Source organism: Thiocapsa sp. (assembly GCF_035467215.1).
GTDB lineage: Bacteria > Pseudomonadota > Gammaproteobacteria > Chromatiales > Chromatiaceae > Thiocapsa.
Window position 1 is genome coordinate 1 of sequence record NZ_DATITZ010000288.1, and the last position, 14,434, is coordinate 14,434.

The window sequence follows — 14,434 nt, forward strand, 5'->3', positions numbered from 1 at the left end:
CGCGAACCCCGGCGTCGCTGCGCAACAGGGCTTGAAGACGCAGCGACGAGACCCCGTCGATCGCCTGCCACAGTGCATCCAGACCGTAGTCAGACGGCTCGAATCCGTCCTCGGGAAGCGTCAGATCGATCGGGACCCAGCGCACCGGGATCTCGCCCGGCAGTGCGCCGAGTCGATCGCGTTGCGCCCGCAGCGCACGGACGAGATCGACGGGGACGGACGCCGGCCAGTCGTCGTCCTCGAAGGGATAGGGCAAGGGATGCTCGCCGTCCGGCGGATAGGCATCGTGCAGCCCGGTCTGCGCAATCACCAAGGGCCATTCCGGGTGGCGACCGCGCACCTGCCGCAGGACCTCCAAGACATCGTCCTGGCGGATGTCGGTCGCCTTCATCACGGCCAACAGGAGGTGCGCCTGCGACTCGCAGAAGTGGATGTCGGCGCTCGGATAATAGGCGACCTCGCCGAGACCGCGGGTATCGAGGAAGCGCACGAGGGGCGCCTCCGCCGGAAAGTCATAGAGCCGCGTGGTCGCCGTAGAGGGCTGGAATCCGTTGCCGATCTCGGCCAGTCCGCTCCCGGTCAGCGCCCGGATGATGGAGGTCTTGCCGGACTGGGTCTTGCCGATCAGCCAGACCACCGGGAGCGGATGACGCGCGCGGGCCTCGCGCAAGGCCGCGCCGAGGCTTGCATCGTCGACCCGCGGCTCGAGCAACGCGTCGCGCAATCCGCGCCAGCGATCCGACCACCGTGTCCAGGGATTACGCATCAGCACCTCGATCCCGACTCTCCGATGAGACAGCCCGATGAAACAGCGACGCAAGCGGGCCTTGCGCCGCCGGCAGCCCGATCCGGCTCGCCCCCTTTCGACTCGGGCGATTTCCCGATCCTGTGCAATAATTCCTGCCGACGCCGGATGACCAGCCACTGCCGGCCCTACGTCGACTCACGTGAACCCCGACCGCCGCTGACTCGGACTCATGCGAGGCCGACGTCCCGGCGGGAACGGCGCATGTCTTGCCGGACAGGGTTCATACACCACTCATTATCGCCGAGATGTCTCTCACATGCCCCCATCGTCGTCGTTGTCGCCGATCAATCTACTCGACACGCTCTACCCGCCGGCCCGGCAGGGTCGCTTAATCAAAGACATCGGCCGGATGCTTTTGTCGGCGTCGATGATCCTCGGCCTGATGCTCTGCAGCGACGCCTTCGCCGCGAGCCAGCACCAGGGCTCCGGCGTCCCTGGCCCGAAGATCAATTCAGCCAGCGCCTTGATCGTCGACGAGCAGGGTAACCGGATCTACGGCAAGAACACCCGCGAGGTGAAACCCATCGCCTCCGTCACCAAGCTCATGACCGCAATGGTGGTCCTGGACTCCGGCGTCTCGCTGGATGCACCCATCACCATCACGGAGGAGGATCGCGACACCCTGCGCCACAGCCGCTCGCGCCTGCGGATCGGCCAAGCGACCTTATCGCGCCGCGAGATGATCATGGTCGCGCTCATGTCCTCGGACAATCGCGCGGCCGCCGCCTTGGCACGCACCTCGCCGGGCGGGACCCCGCAATTCGTCGCGGCCATGAACCGCAAGGCCCAAACGCTCGGGATGCACGACACCTCCTTTGCCGACAGCAGCGGGCTGGACAACCGCAACCGCTCCACGGCGGAGGATCTGATCAAGATGGTCCGCGCCTCCGCTCAATACCCGTTGATCCGCGAGGCCGGATCACGCGGGGAAATGACGGTTCATCCCTTCGCCGACCAGGGTGCATTGGAGTATCGCAACACCAATCCGTTGGTGCGCAACCCGGACTGGCATGTCGAGGTGAGCAAGACCGGGTTCATCAACGAGGCCGGTCATTGCCTGGTGATGCAGACCCGGATCGGCGGTCGGCGACTCTATGTCGTCTTCCTGGACGCCGTCGGAAAGCTGACCCCGGTCGGCGACTCGAACCGCCTGCGCACCTGGCTCGTCGGCGGACAACGCATCGCCGGAAATTGAGCACGCGCCGAATCCTCTTCGATGTACCCGGGAGAACGCTTCAACAGCATCTCGCACCTGGTCGGCGCGGCCCTCGCGCTGATCGGCGTGGCCGTGCTCGTGACCGTTGCCGGAATTCAGGGCGGGACGCTGCGCATCGTGAGCTTCAGCGTCTACGGCGCCACGCTTTTCCTGCTCTACCTCTTTTCGACCCTGTATCACAGCCTGCGAGGCCGGGCCAAACGGGTCTTCAAGATCCTCGACCATGCGGCCATCTATCTGCTCATCGCCGGCACCTACACCCCGTTCAGTCTGCTGGTGCTGAAGGGGCAGACGGGGTGGTGGATGTTCAGCGCCATCTGGACCCTCGCCGGCATCGGCGTCCTGATCGACAGCATCCCGCATCGACGGCGGCGGATCTTGCCGATGATCATCTATCTCACCATGGGCTGGCTGATCGTCTTCGCCCTCGAGCCGCTGGTCGCGACCCTACCGCCGGCAGGCGTGCGCGGACTCGTTGCCGGCGGTCTCTTCTACACCTTCGGCGTGGTCTTCTACGCACTCGACAGCCGCTTCTCCTGGTCCCACGGCGTCTGGCACCTCTTCGTGCTCGCGGGCAGTATCAGCCACTACATGACCATTCTGATCTTTCTCTGACGCACTGTCCGACGCGAAAACAGCGCATTTCCCACCGAACGCGGTTTAACATGGTCTATCGTTAAAGAACCGGGAATCTCCGTCTCCATGCACGCCGGCCCAGACCAGACGCACGACCTCGATCCCTTCACGCTCGATCAAGACGAGCTCCACGCCCTGGCCCCCGCCGATCTGGTGCGTGCCGGCTTGCGCCATTACAAGGACAACCGCGTCGCCGAACTGCAGCTGGACGGTGCCTATCTGCGTGCCGACGTCGAAGACGAAGAGGATGAAGAGATCGTCGCGCTCGAGCTGAGCTACGACGGCGACGGCAATCTGGTCTGTCTATGCGACTGCGGCACGCGCTCGGACCAAGCCTGCGTCCATGCACTCGCCGCGCTCTTTGCCCGCTCGGCACGCGGAGCAGCCGAGGGCGAGCTGCTCGGCGCCGTGGAAGGCGCGATCGACGAGCGGATCAAGCGCGGACGGACCGAGGTCCGGGTCGAGCCCCTCTCGGGCGATCCGGACTACGGCGCCTGGACCGCGCGCTCGCTCGTCTCCTCCACCCATGTCCCGGTCAGCTACCGGGTGCACATCCGTTCTCTGGAGCGGCGCGCCAACTATTGCACCTGCCCGGATTTCGCGACCAACCAGCTGGGGACATGCAAGCACATCGAGGCGGTGCTGCACCGTATCGCCAAACGGCGAGACGCCAAGCGTCTGCAGGCGCTTGGACCGCCCTCGCCTTTCGTCTATCTCGAATGGGAGGGCGACCCCGCGCCCCAGATCCGTCTCCATCGGGCGATGCAACGTCCGGACAACCCGCTCGATCCCGAGCTCGTCGCGCTGCTGGACGCGCATTTCGACGACGCGGGCGCCTACCGACGGCGTCTGCCCGAAGACTTCCTGCGCCTGGCCGATGCCCTGGCCGGGCGCGCGGACATCGATCTCGGCGAAGATGCACTTGGCTTCGCCCGCCGCCTAGCCGAGCAGGCCGCCCAACGGCAGCGTGCACGCGACATCGGCGAGGCGATCCGCGCCTCTGGCGGGCGCCTGCCGGGCGTGACCGCGCGACTCTATCCCTACCAGGTCGAGGGCGTGGCCTTTCTCGCCGCCAACGGCCGCGCCCTCTTGGCCGACGACATGGGTCTCGGCAAGACGCTCCAAGCCATCGCGGCGGCCGCTTGGCTACATCGCCATGCCGAGGTCGAGCGGATCCTGGTCATCTGCCCGGCCTCGCTCAAGCAACAGTGGGCACGCGAGATCCGCAAATTCACCGGTCAGGAGGCGCGGGTGATCCAAGGACCGGCCGCTGCGCGGGCGGCCCAGTACCGAGGCAGCAGCGGCTTCCTGGTCGTCAACTACGAGCTGATCCTGCGCGACGGCAGCATCATCGCAGAGACCCTGCGACCGGATCTGGTGATCCTGGACGAGGCGCAGCGCATCAAGAACTGGCGCACCAAGATCGCCGCCGCGGTCAAACGCATCCCCTCGCGCTACGCCTTCGTCTTGACCGGCACCCCGCTCGAGAACCGGCTCGAAGACCTCTACAGCCTGATGCAGGTGATCGATCAGAAGGTGCTCGGCCCGCTCTGGCGCTATCTGGTGGACTTCCACGTTACGGACGAGCGCGGCAAGGTCCTGGGCTACCGCAACCTCTCCGAGCTGCGGCGTCGGCTCGCACCCGTCATGCTGCGCCGCGACCGCCAACTGGTCCGCGACCAGCTCCCGGATCGCATCGAGAGCCGTCTGGACATCCCGCTCGACGCCTGCCAGCAAGAGCTGCACGACGCGGGCATCCAGGCCGCCGGGATTCTGGCACAGATCGCCAAGCGTCGTCCGCTCACACCGGGCGAGTCGAACCGCCTGATGGCCCATCTGCAGCAGGCGCGGATGGCCTGCGATGCGGCCGGTCTGGTCGACAAGGAGACGGAAGGATCGCCCAAGCTCGACGAGCTGGCGAATCTGCTCGACGAGCTCTGTCTGCAATCCGGACTCAAGGCCGTGGTCTTCTCCCAATGGGAGCAGATGACCCGGATGGTCGAGGAGCGCGTGCGCGCGCTGGGACTCGGCTGCGTGCGCCTGCACGGCGGTGTACCGACGTCCAAGCGCGGCGAGCTGATCGATCGCTTCAACGACGACGACGCCTGTCAGGTCTTCATCTCGACCGATGCCGGCGGGGTCGGACTGAATCTGCAGACGGCCTCGGTCCTGATCAATCTGGACATCCCCTGGAACCCGGCGGTGCTGGATCAGCGGATCGCGCGGGTGCACCGTCTGGGCCAGACCAGGAAGGTTCAGATCATCCTGCTGGTCGCCGCCGAGTCCTACGAGTGTCGTGTCCTGGAGCTGGTCCAGGGCAAGCGCAATCTCTTCGACAACGTGGTCGACCAAGACGCCACCGAGGACGTTGTCGGAGTCTCGCGCAAGCTCGTGGAGGTGCTTGCGGAGGATCTCGTCGTGCTGGCGGGCGTCCCCAAGACGGCCACCGAGACACCGGAGGGGCAGGCCGCGCAAATCGCTTCCCAAGAGTCGGCATCCGAACAGGCCGACGCGGACCCGACGCCGGTTCCGGACATCGACGCGAGTCCCGACGCAACGACAACCGTCGACGATGCCGCGACCGACGACAGGCCGGTAGAGCGGGCAGAGCCCATCCCGCTCGCGGATGCGAACCGAGATGCCGAGATGGAAGAATCCATCCGCCATGCCATCGAGGCCGCCCAGAACGCGTTCGGCACGCGGATCGAACGGATCCTCGGCTCCGGCGGCGGCCTGCTGGTGGTCCTGGATCGCGTGGATGCCGAGGCGGATCGACTCGCCGCCGCGATCGCCGGTCAGGTGCCCGTGGCATTGATCGACCCGCGGACGCTGAGCGGACTGCGGCGTCTCGGGGACGCCTCTCCGATCGCTCATCCGCGCCCCCTCGTCGAGCCTTCGGAAGACCGGCGTCGCCCACAAGAACCCAGACTCTTGTCCCGGGCGCGGGAGAAGCTCCGCGGCGCCGAGGTCCTGATCCAACAGGCCTGCCCCGCCCCGGCCATGGACCTGCTGCTCGGCGCCCTCCTCGCTTGCGCCGCCGTCCGCGCCGAGCAAAAGACCTCGCCGACACCCCAACAGGCAGGAATCTGGCTCTACAGCGAGGCCCTCCCGAAAGGCATCCTGACACAAGACGAGGCCGGCCTGCTCATGCGGGCGCTCGCCCTGTCGCAAGGCGCAGAGGCGATCCCGGACGCCTTGCTGAGAGACCTCGCCGCCGACGTCGCCCGCTTCGTCGCTGGAACGGGCTAACCCGACCAGCGAGGACAAGGGACGGCCACCGTCGAATTCTTCATTCGGCGAGCACTCACCTGAACCGCGTCGACTCCAGCCTCGCGAGGATCCGGCAGCGCCGATCCGACTCGGCCCGACGCACACCGAACGAGACGCGGTTCAGTCTCAATGAAAATGATGCACGAACCTCAGGTTGAACCTGGAGCCCTCCGGACGGTTCTCGGCCTCCGTCTCCCAGTAGGCGTTCACGAAGAGATGGTCGTGCTTGGAGAAGTGATAGACCAGTCCGGGCCCGATGCCGACGACCTGCTCCTCGCTGTTGCGCACGCCTCTGCCGTCGATCTTGCTCTCGGTGAACTGCTTGAGAAAATAGCCGTTGATGCCGAGACGCAGACGATTCGGCAGCACCTCGTAGGCACTCGCGAAGTTGGCATGGATGGCCTGACCGGCTTGCGTATCGTTGGCGCCGAGTGGTTTGTAGGGATCGTTGTTCTCCGCGTTCCATAGATAGTGAAGACGCCATGAGGCCGTCCATTTCGGCGCCAGGAAGGCGGTTGCGGCCCAATAGGGGTTGAAAGAGAAATAATTGCTGCCGACGTTCAACGCATCGTTCGCGTCGTAGGATCCGGTCGGGAAGATCAGCTGAAACTCAACCCGCTGCACGAATCTCGGTCCGTTGGCTCCCATGATGGGATCCCACTGAAGAAAAGGTCCGATCAGGAGATCGCCCAGATTCCCGCCGTTCGCCGAGAGCGCGAAGTTGTCCTTCGGATCCAGATCGAAACCGGCATAGGGCAACATTAGATTCATGCCCCATTTGCCGCCGAGCAGGAGCGGTTGATCCGATTGATAGAGGACCTGGGTCAGACCGATGTTCGCCTCGACCTCGGCCTTCTCGAACCCGCGCGCGGTCGGCAGAAGCAGGTCACCGCCACTTGCGTTCTTCAGGCGCCCGTTGCGGTAATACTGCACGTACTGCTGGGCATACCAGCCCGGCCCGGCCGGCGGTGCGCCGTCGAGAAAACTGGTAAAGCCGAGATTCACTGCAGGCAGGTCGTACGCCTGTGTCAGCGACGACACTCCGAGACCAACCGCAGCCACCAACAGTCTTGCGCCCTTCTTCGTCATCGTCGCGCCCTGATTTATTGAGTGTTGAGACGAGGCGCGACCCTCCTCGCGCCCTAAAAGCGCGTGAAGGATAAGGGAATGCGCTGGGCGTGACAAAGCGGTGACAACGCGGAGAAAGCGAAGAGCTTCCAGCTATTCGCGGTCAGCGGCGGATCCAGACCAGGCACGATCGATCGGGGGTGCGGGCGGCGCGGAGCTGGAGACTGGAGACCGACAACCGAGAGCCAATATAGCCGATCAATCACCGCCAACCGTCGTCTGCTCCGCCTCTTTCGCGGCTCATCCTGACTTAACCGCGTCCAGAGCGAGATGCTGAATCTCAAGTGAGCTCGACGTTTGGTGCATCCACGGCCCTTAGCGGTGACGCGGCTTAAAATAATATACTTTTTAAAATCTTAAACCGCGCCGGCTCCAGCGGCCGTCAAGTCTGCCGGGGCCAATCCCATCCAAAAACATCGCATACCGCGCTGGGCGCGGTTTAATCCTAATCGAAGAGATCGAGCTGGCTCCCCGGGAGCTGCGGTCGACGAAAACGGGACGCGTCGAGGTCCCATCCGATGTCGTGTCGGTCCAAACCCAAGCGACGCGCGGTCAGGCGAAAGCGCTGAGCAAGCAGCTCGGCGACCGGACCGCGCCCGGTCATGCGAGAGCCGAATTCCGGGTCGTTGAGACGTCCGCCTCGGCATTGTCGGATCAGGCTCAACACGTGCTCGGCCCGATCCGGGACATGCGCTCGAAGCCAGGCATCGAAAAGCTCCGCAACCTCGCGCGGTAGACGGATGAGAAGGCAGCCGGCGCGGGAAGCACCCGCTGCAGCGGCGCGCTCCAGGATGCGTTCCAGATCCGCATCCGTCAGGCCCGGAATCAGCGGCGAGACCAGGACGCCGACGGGCACGCCCGCCTGTGCGAGCGTCCGCACGACCTCCAGGCGCCGCACCGGGGACGCCGCCCGCGGTTCGAGCCGACGCGACAGGTGCGGATCGAGCGTCGTCACAGAGATCTGCACCGAGACCAGTCCAAGCTCGGCCATCGGGACCAGCAGATCCAGATCGCGCAGGACGAGGGCCGACTTGGTGGTGATGGCGACCGGGTGGCGGCAGTCATGCAGCACTCGAAGCAGGGAGCGTGTCAGCCCGAGGCGTCGCTCGATCGGTTGATAGGGATCCGTGTTCGCACCGAGCACCAGGGTTGCGGGGCGATAACTCCAAGCGGCCAACGCATGCTCCAATTGGCGCGCCGCATCCGGTTTCCAGAAGAGGCGGGTCTCGAAATCCAGCCCGGGCGATAGACCCAACCAGGCGTGTGTCGGACGCGCATAGCAGTAGATACAGCCATGCTCGCAGCCGCGGAACGGATTGATCGAGCGATCAAAGGGGATGTCGGGCGACTGGTTGTAGCTGATGAGGGTGCGGCTCGTGTCCACCCCGAGCTGCGTGCGCAGGGGCGGGAGCTCATCGTCGACCGGCCAGCCGTCGTCTTCGGCCTCGCGTCGCTCGGCCGAATAGCGCGAGTCCGGGTTCAGGGTCGCGCCGCGTCCGGCGGGCTTGGTCGGTCCTGTCATCTCGGGGGAAGCCGCCGGCCACCGGCTTCCAGCCGTCTGCCCTTCGAGATGCCGGTGTGCGCTTGTCTTGCCGGAGATCGATCCCGGCGCAGCGCGGTCAGGCCCACACCAAAGCGATACCGCAAGTCACTGCCGGAGGCTGGTGGCGGGAGGCCAGCGGCATTCTCCGGCATAATTGGCCCCATCCAAAGACAGCAGGCCAGCGCATGTCCTTCACCTTCGCACCCATCGGCCACGTACGCTCCCCATACACCGACAAGTTCGGGATTCCGCGCCAGCCCGGGTTGGTGACCGCCGCCGAGGCGCATATCGAGCTTCTGCCCAAGTTTGCCCGAGAAGAGGCATTCAAGGGACTCGAGGGTTTCTCGCATGTCTGGATCCTCTTCGTCTTTCACGAGGACTGTCTGACCGCAGGTTGGAGCCCGACGGTGCGACCGCCGCGTCTCGGCGGCCGCGAGAGTGTCGGTGTCTTCGCCAGCCGCGCGCCCTATCGGCCGAACCCCATCGGGATCTCCGCGGTCGAGCAGCTTGGACTCATCAGGGATGCGCACGGACTCGCACTCAAGGTTCGGGGCGTCGATCTCTTGGATGGCACCCCGGTCCTGGACATCAAACCCTATGTGCCGTACGCGGACAACATCCCCGGAGCCCGCAGCGGCTTTGCCATGGCGCCCGAGATCGACGCCGCCGATGTCACCTTTTCCGTGGGGGCATTACAGGGCATTGCCGAAGCCGATCCGACGGGGACGCTCCGACTGCGCGCGCTGATCGAGCAGGTCCTCGCCCAGGACCCGCGCCCGGGCTATATGGATCGCTATCCCGAGCGTCGGGAGTTCGGCCTCTGGCTTTACGATCTGAACATCCGTTGGAGGATCGACGGCAACACCATGCACGTACTCACCATCGAGCCGCTTGTCGACACCTCCGCCCTCGGTCGGATCAGAGAAGCCTAACCCGAGAAGCGCGCCGGCGCGCCTGATCCGCCACATTCTCCGGTTAGATCAGACCCTGCGTTGACGCAACGCTTCGTAGAGACAAACACCCGCGGCGACGGACACATTAAGGCTCTCGACCGTCCCGCACATGGGTAGACGGACCAGACGGTCGCAGTGTTCGCGTGTGAGACGGCGCAGGCCAGTGCCTTCACTGCCCATGACCAGGCCGAGAGGCCCGGTGAGGTCGGCGGCATAGAGCTCGGTGTCGGCATCGCCGCTGGTCCCGGTGAGCCAGACTCCTCGCTCCTTGAGGTACCCCATGGTCCGGGCCAGATTGGTGACCTGGACATAGGGCAGCGTCTCGGCGGCGCCGCTGGCGACCTTGCAGACGACCGGAGTGAGACCGACGGCGTTGTCCTTCGGTGCGATGACCGCGTGAACGCCGGCGCCTTCAGCGGTGCGCAGACAGGCGCCGAGATTGTGTGGATCCTGAACCTCGTCGAGCAGCAGCAGGAAGGGCGGACCTTCGATGCGCTCCAGGAGCAGATCGAGATCCTGCTCGGAGCGTGCCGAGGGGACCCGCACCCAGGCCAAGGCGCCCTGATGATTTGTCCCCTCCGCGGCGCGCTCTAGCTCGTCGCGCTCGACCTGGCGGACCTTCACGCCCGCTTGGCTCGCCAGATCGGCCAGCTCGGACAAGCGCCGGTCGCGACGACTGCGGTCGAGCCAAAGCTCACCGACCCCTTCGCTCCCGAACTTGATCGCGGCTCGCGCGCTGTGGATACCGCCGACCGGGTGCAGCCCCGCCGTGGGGTGCCGCACCTCGCCGCCGCGGTCCACGGCAGGACGTCTCGATGGCTTCATGCTCAGGATGTCGGCGCCGCACCCGTCGGTTTGCGCTTGCGTCGGTTGCGCGAGCGCGGCTTCTTGGCGCCTTCGGCGGGCTTGTCTGCATGGGCCTGTGCCCGCGGTGCCGGTTCAGGCGCCGGAGTCTGTGCCGCAGCCGTCGCCTGGTCCGACGCCTGCGCGGTCGGCTTGGCCTTCTGCTTTGGCTTGGACTTGCGCGGACCCTGTCCGCCTTGACCGCCCTTCCCACCTTGTCCGCCCTTGCCGGCCTTCCCGCTCGGCTCGGCGAGCACGAAGTCGATCTTGCGATCGTCGAGATTCACGGCCGCAACCTGCACCCGCAGCGGATCGCCGAGACGGTAGACAGTGCCGGTGCGCTCGCCGTGCAGACGATGACCGATGGGGTCGAAATGGTAGAAGTCGTTGTCGAGCGCGGTGATGTGCACCAGACCGTCGACATGGACCTCGTCGAGCTCGACGAAGATGCCGAACGAGTTGACGCTGGTGATGATGCCGTCGAATTTCTCGCCGAGCTTGCCCTGCATAAACTCGCACTTGAGCCAGTCGTCGGCGTCGCGGGTCGCCTCGTCGGCGCGCCGCTCGGTGCCCGAGCAGTATTCGCCGATCTGCTGTAGCTCCATCTTGGAGTAGTCCAGATCGGCAGCGGTCCCGCCGCGCAGGATGTGCTTGATGATCCGATGGACGACCAGATCCGGATAGCGCCGGATGGGCGAGGTGAAATGGGTGTAGGCCTCGTAGGCCAGACCGAAATGGCCGACATTGTCGGAGCTGTACATCGCCTGCTGCATGGAGCGCAGCAACACGGTCTGGATCAAGCCCCGATCCGGGCGCTCCTTGACCATCTCGAGCAGCGCGGCATAGTCCTTTGCGGTCGGTTTCTCGCCACCCGGAAGTTTGAGCGCGAGCTGCCCCAGAAACTCGCGCAGGTCGCTCAGCTTCTCGGCATTCGGCAGGTCATGGATACGGTAGAGCGCCGGCATCTTCTTGCGCTCGAAGAGACGCGCCGCGGCCACGTTCGCGGCCAGCATGCATTCCTCGATGATCTTGTGCGCCTCGTTGCGCACCAGCGGGACCACGGCGGCGATGCGTCCCTGCTCGTTGAAGACGAACTTGGTCTCAACGGTGTCGAAGTCGATGGCACCGCGCTCGGCTCGCGCCTGGTGCAGTGTCTGATAGAGGGCGTATAGCTCGTGCAGGTGCGGCAGCAGGTCCGCATGCTTCTCGCACAGATCGGCATCGCCGTCGATGATCATGGCGGCGACCTGATCGTAGGTCAGCCGCGCATGCGAACGCATGACGCCGTCGAAGAAGCGAGTCCGCGTGACCTTGCCTTCGGCGTTGATGTAGAGCTCGGCGGTCATGCAGAGCCGATCGACATGCGGGTTGAGCGAGCAGAGTCCGTTGGAGAGCACCTCCGGCAGCATCGGGACGACGCGGTCCGGGAAGTAGACCGAGTTGCCGCGCGAATAGCCCTCGGTATCCAGCGCCGTACCCGGCACCACATAGCTCGAGACATCGGCGATGCTGACCAGCAGCTTCCAGCCCTTGGGTTTGCGCTCGCAATAGACGGCGTCGTCGAAGTCGCGCGCATCGGCCCCGTCGATCGTGACCAGCGGGACCTTGCGCAGGTCGGTCCTGCCCTCCTTCGCAGCCTCCGGGACCTCGCTGCCGAGCCCGGCGATCTCGGCCTCGACCTCCTCCGGCCACTCGATCGGCAGATCGTGGGCGCGGATCGCGATGTCCGTCTCCATCCCGGGCGCCATGTGGTCGCCAAGGACCTCCAGGATCCGGCCGATCGGCTGGGTCCGCTGGGTCGGCTGATCCGTGATCTCGGCGACGACGATCTGGCCCTGCTCGGCCCCCGCGATCCGGTCGCTCGGGATGATGATATCGTGGGTCAGTCGCTTGTTGTCCGGCGCGACGAAGCCGACACCGCTCTCTTTGTAGAGCCGCCCGACGACGGTCCGGGTCTTACGCTCCAGGATCTCGACGACCGCACCCTCGAGCCGACCCCGTCGATCGCGTCCCGCGACACGCACGACGACACGATCGCCGTGAAACAGCGCGCGCATCTCTTTAGGGTAGAGGTAGAGGTCGTCGCCACCCTCGTCCGGGCGCACGAAACCGAAGCCGTCTGCATGTCCGATGACACGACCGGCAATGAGATCGCGGCGGTTCACGAGACAGAACGCCTGGTTGCGATTACGCACCAGCTGACCGTCGCGCACCATGGCACCGAGTCGCCGCTCGAGGGCGATCAGATCCTGCTCGTCGGTGAGATTGAGCTCGCGGGCGACCTCGTCGGCACCGGCCGGTGCGCCGAGATTGGTGAGTGTTTCGAGGATGAATTCGCGACTGGGGATGGGGTTGGCGTACTTTTTCGCCTCGCGCTGGCGATGGGGATCCGCTTCTTTGGCGGCTGTCGGATTTCGGCGTCTTGTCACTTGGGCTCGTTCTTGTCCGGAAAAGGTTAGTGTAGCCTTGACACCCTTCGGTTGTCTCACTAATATTCGCGCCTTGCCACGGGGGCGGCCTTCTTCAAGACATCCCCGGAACCTCATGCCGAGGTGGCGGAACTGGTAGACGCGCATGGTTCAGGTCCATGTGGGCGAAAGCTCGTGGAGGTTCGAGTCCTCTCCTCGGCACCATTTCATATCGAATTTCGAATCAGGCTCACCCCGAATGACGGGAGCCCGAGCCAGCACCCGCATCTGAACCGATCGCCGCAAGGCCGGCGCTCCGCCTCCCGCATTCCCCGGACGCGGTAGCGAGACACCATGGTGTTTTCGGATGACCGACTTCCTCTCCTTCGACACCATGATCAGCCGCCATGCGCTGCTGGTCTTCTACTATCTGGGCGCCGTCGTCATGCCCCTCGCAGCCTGGCTCATGGCGCTGTTCTTAATGCGCCGCTTCGAGCCGGTGGGCGACGCATATCGAGCCGGGATGGGGCTTCTAACCGCGACGGTGCGCCTGCGTTGGCGCGTGCTCGGAATCCTGCTGTTCGTCGCTGCGTTCCTCTTCATGGAGCTGATGTGGCGCATCATGTTCGAGTATCTGATCGCCTTTATGCAGATGCGAGACGCCTTGGTCCGAAATTGAGGCCGCCGCTCAATCCTCGATCGGCCGAACCCCATCGAAATCATCGGCGACCGGGTGCTCCCCGAAGGGCCCGGTCACGCCTTCGCGGCGCAGGGCGGTCGTCGCCATCCCGGCATCCCGCGCGGCATCGAGCTCTTCTCGAATGTCCGACAGGAAGAGAATCTCTCCGGGCGGCAGACCGATCTCGGAGGCGATGGCACGGTAGGATTCGGGTTCGCGCTTCCCGCCGATGCGCGTATCGAAGAAGCCGCCGAAGACCGGCGTGAGGTCGCCGTAGTCGGTGTGCCCGAACAGCAGCTTCTGGGCATGCACCGAGCCCGAGGAATAGACATAGAGCCTCAGACCGGCGCCGTGCCAGTCGCGCAGGCGGCGGGCGGCATCCTCGTAGATGTGGCCTCGGAAGTCGCCGCGGGCGTAACCCTCCTCCCAGATCAGCCCCTGCAATGCCTTGAGCGGCGTGATCTTGCGGTCGGTCGCGATCCACTCAAGCAGCTGCGCGATCAGCGCCTCTTCGTCCCCTGCCCCGTCCGCGACGGCGCGTGCATCCTCGAGCAGCTGCGCCACTTGCGGATCATCGCGATGCGCCCGCACGAAGTCGGGCAGACGCTGCGCCGCGTAGGGAAAGAGCACGTCCTTGACGAACGAGAGGCTCGAGGTGGTGCCCTCGATGTCGGTGAGGATCGCTTTGACCATGCGGACTGATTACTCGAAGCGCGGAAAACGCGACGCAATGTCGCTGCCGGTGAAGTTGGCGACCCAGCCCTCCGGGTTGGTGAAGAAGCGGATCGCGGTGAAGTGCGGGCGCGGGCCCATATCAAACCAGTGGGTCGTACTGTCGGGGACGCTGATGAGATCGCCCTGCTCGCAGATCACGGCGTAGACCCGGCCGTTGGTGTGCAGATAAAACAGACCGCTGCCCTCGACGAAGAAGCGCACCTCGAACTCGGTGT

General features: G+C 65.2%; 11 protein-coding genes, 1 tRNA gene and 1 pseudogene. 6 read left to right on the plus strand and 7 right to left on the minus strand.

Features of this window, described 5'->3' with window-relative positions:
- A partial coding sequence (locus VLR48_RS16175; RefSeq protein WP_325292779.1) for a GTPase domain-containing protein occupies nt 1-766 on the minus strand: 766 nt, incomplete at its 3' end.
- 298 nt (nt 767-1,064) lie between these two features.
- On the opposite strand from VLR48_RS16175, the gene pbpG reads away from it, so the two are divergent.
- The 3 genes from pbpG to VLR48_RS16190 all read left to right on the plus strand — a co-directional run bounded on the left by pbpG (nt 1,065) and on the right by VLR48_RS16190 (nt 5,909).
- A complete protein-coding gene (gene pbpG, locus VLR48_RS16180; RefSeq protein ID WP_325292780.1) occupies nt 1,065-2,003 on the plus strand; it encodes a D-alanyl-D-alanine endopeptidase in 939 nt (312 codons plus the stop codon).
- A 21-nt stretch (nt 2,004-2,024) separates the two neighbouring features.
- Nucleotides 2,025-2,639 carry a PAQR family membrane homeostasis protein TrhA gene (gene trhA / locus VLR48_RS16185; protein WP_325292781.1) on the plus strand — a complete coding sequence of 205 codons (615 nt, stop codon included), beginning with the start codon at nt 2,025-2,027 and terminating at the stop codon, nt 2,637-2,639.
- An 87-nt stretch (nt 2,640-2,726) separates the two neighbouring features.
- On the plus strand, nt 2,727-5,909 hold the full coding sequence (locus VLR48_RS16190; RefSeq protein WP_325292782.1) for a DEAD/DEAH box helicase: 3,183 nt from the start codon (nt 2,727-2,729) through the stop codon (nt 5,907-5,909).
- Nucleotides 5,910-6,056: 147 nt separating this feature from the next.
- Here the strand turns inward: VLR48_RS16190 and VLR48_RS16195 are convergent, their stop codons facing one another.
- Nucleotides 6,057-7,019: a SphA family protein gene (locus tag VLR48_RS16195; RefSeq protein ID WP_325292783.1), complete on the minus strand. Its 963-nt coding sequence runs from the start codon at nt 7,017-7,019 to the stop codon at nt 6,057-6,059.
- A 484-nt stretch (nt 7,020-7,503) separates the two neighbouring features.
- Nucleotides 7,504-8,580, minus strand: coding sequence for a PA0069 family radical SAM protein (locus VLR48_RS16200; protein WP_325292784.1), 1,077 nt, complete (start codon nt 8,578-8,580; stop codon nt 7,504-7,506).
- Nucleotides 8,581-8,786: 206 nt separating this feature from the next.
- On the opposite strand from VLR48_RS16200, the gene tsaA reads away from it, so the two are divergent.
- Nucleotides 8,787-9,533 (plus strand): tRNA (N6-threonylcarbamoyladenosine(37)-N6)-methyltransferase TrmO, encoded by a 747-nt coding sequence (tsaA, locus tag VLR48_RS16205; protein WP_325292785.1) that lies wholly within the window; start codon nt 8,787-8,789, stop codon nt 9,531-9,533.
- Between the two features lie 48 nt (nt 9,534-9,581).
- On the opposite strand, the gene rlmB is transcribed toward tsaA, so the two are convergent.
- Both rlmB and rnr read right to left on the minus strand, forming a co-directional pair.
- Nucleotides 9,582-10,379, minus strand: coding sequence for a 23S rRNA (guanosine(2251)-2'-O)-methyltransferase RlmB (rlmB, locus tag VLR48_RS16210; protein WP_325292786.1), 798 nt, complete (start codon nt 10,377-10,379; stop codon nt 9,582-9,584).
- A gap of 2 nt (nt 10,380-10,381) precedes the next feature.
- Entirely contained in the window at nt 10,382-12,826 is a 2,445-nt protein-coding gene (gene rnr / locus VLR48_RS16215) for a ribonuclease R (protein WP_325292787.1), read from the minus strand.
- 117 nt (nt 12,827-12,943) lie between these two features.
- On the opposite strand from rnr, the gene VLR48_RS16220 reads away from it, so the two are divergent.
- Both VLR48_RS16220 and VLR48_RS16225 read left to right on the plus strand, forming a co-directional pair.
- Nucleotides 12,944-13,030, plus strand: a tRNA-Leu gene (locus VLR48_RS16220).
- A 142-nt stretch (nt 13,031-13,172) separates the two neighbouring features.
- Nucleotides 13,173-13,484: a DUF4282 domain-containing protein gene (locus VLR48_RS16225; protein ID WP_007192927.1), complete on the plus strand. Its 312-nt coding sequence runs from the start codon at nt 13,173-13,175 to the stop codon at nt 13,482-13,484.
- A 9-nt stretch (nt 13,485-13,493) separates the two neighbouring features.
- On the opposite strand, the gene mtnC is transcribed toward VLR48_RS16225, so the two are convergent.
- Both mtnC and VLR48_RS16235 read right to left on the minus strand, forming a co-directional pair.
- On the minus strand, nt 13,494-14,177 hold the full coding sequence (gene mtnC / locus VLR48_RS16230) for an acireductone synthase (RefSeq protein ID WP_325292788.1): 684 nt from the start codon (nt 14,175-14,177) through the stop codon (nt 13,494-13,496).
- Between the two features lie 9 nt (nt 14,178-14,186).
- Nucleotides 14,187-14,434 (minus strand): annotated as a pseudogene (locus VLR48_RS16235) (cupin); the annotation flags it as partial.

Coding starts and splice junctions, on each gene's coding strand:
- pbpG (WP_325292780.1), top strand. CDS start 1,065: ATGCCCCCATCGTCGTCGTTGTCGCCGATCAATCTACTCGACACGCTC.
- VLR48_RS16195 (WP_325292783.1), bottom strand. CDS start 7,019: ATGACGAAGAAGGGCGCAAGACTGTTGGTGGCTGCGGTTGGTCTCGGA.
- tsaA (WP_325292785.1), top strand. CDS start 8,787: ATGTCCTTCACCTTCGCACCCATCGGCCACGTACGCTCCCCATACACC.
- VLR48_RS16190 (WP_325292782.1), top strand. CDS start 2,727: ATGCACGCCGGCCCAGACCAGACGCACGACCTCGATCCCTTCACGCTC.
- mtnC (WP_325292788.1), bottom strand. CDS start 14,177: ATGGTCAAAGCGATCCTCACCGACATCGAGGGCACCACCTCGAGCCTC.
- rlmB (WP_325292786.1), bottom strand. CDS start 10,379: ATGAAGCCATCGAGACGTCCTGCCGTGGACCGCGGCGGCGAGGTGCGG.
- trhA (WP_325292781.1), top strand. CDS start 2,025: ATGTACCCGGGAGAACGCTTCAACAGCATCTCGCACCTGGTCGGCGCG.
- VLR48_RS16225 (WP_007192927.1), top strand. CDS start 13,173: ATGACCGACTTCCTCTCCTTCGACACCATGATCAGCCGCCATGCGCTG.
- VLR48_RS16200 (WP_325292784.1), bottom strand. CDS start 8,580: ATGACAGGACCGACCAAGCCCGCCGGACGCGGCGCGACCCTGAACCCG.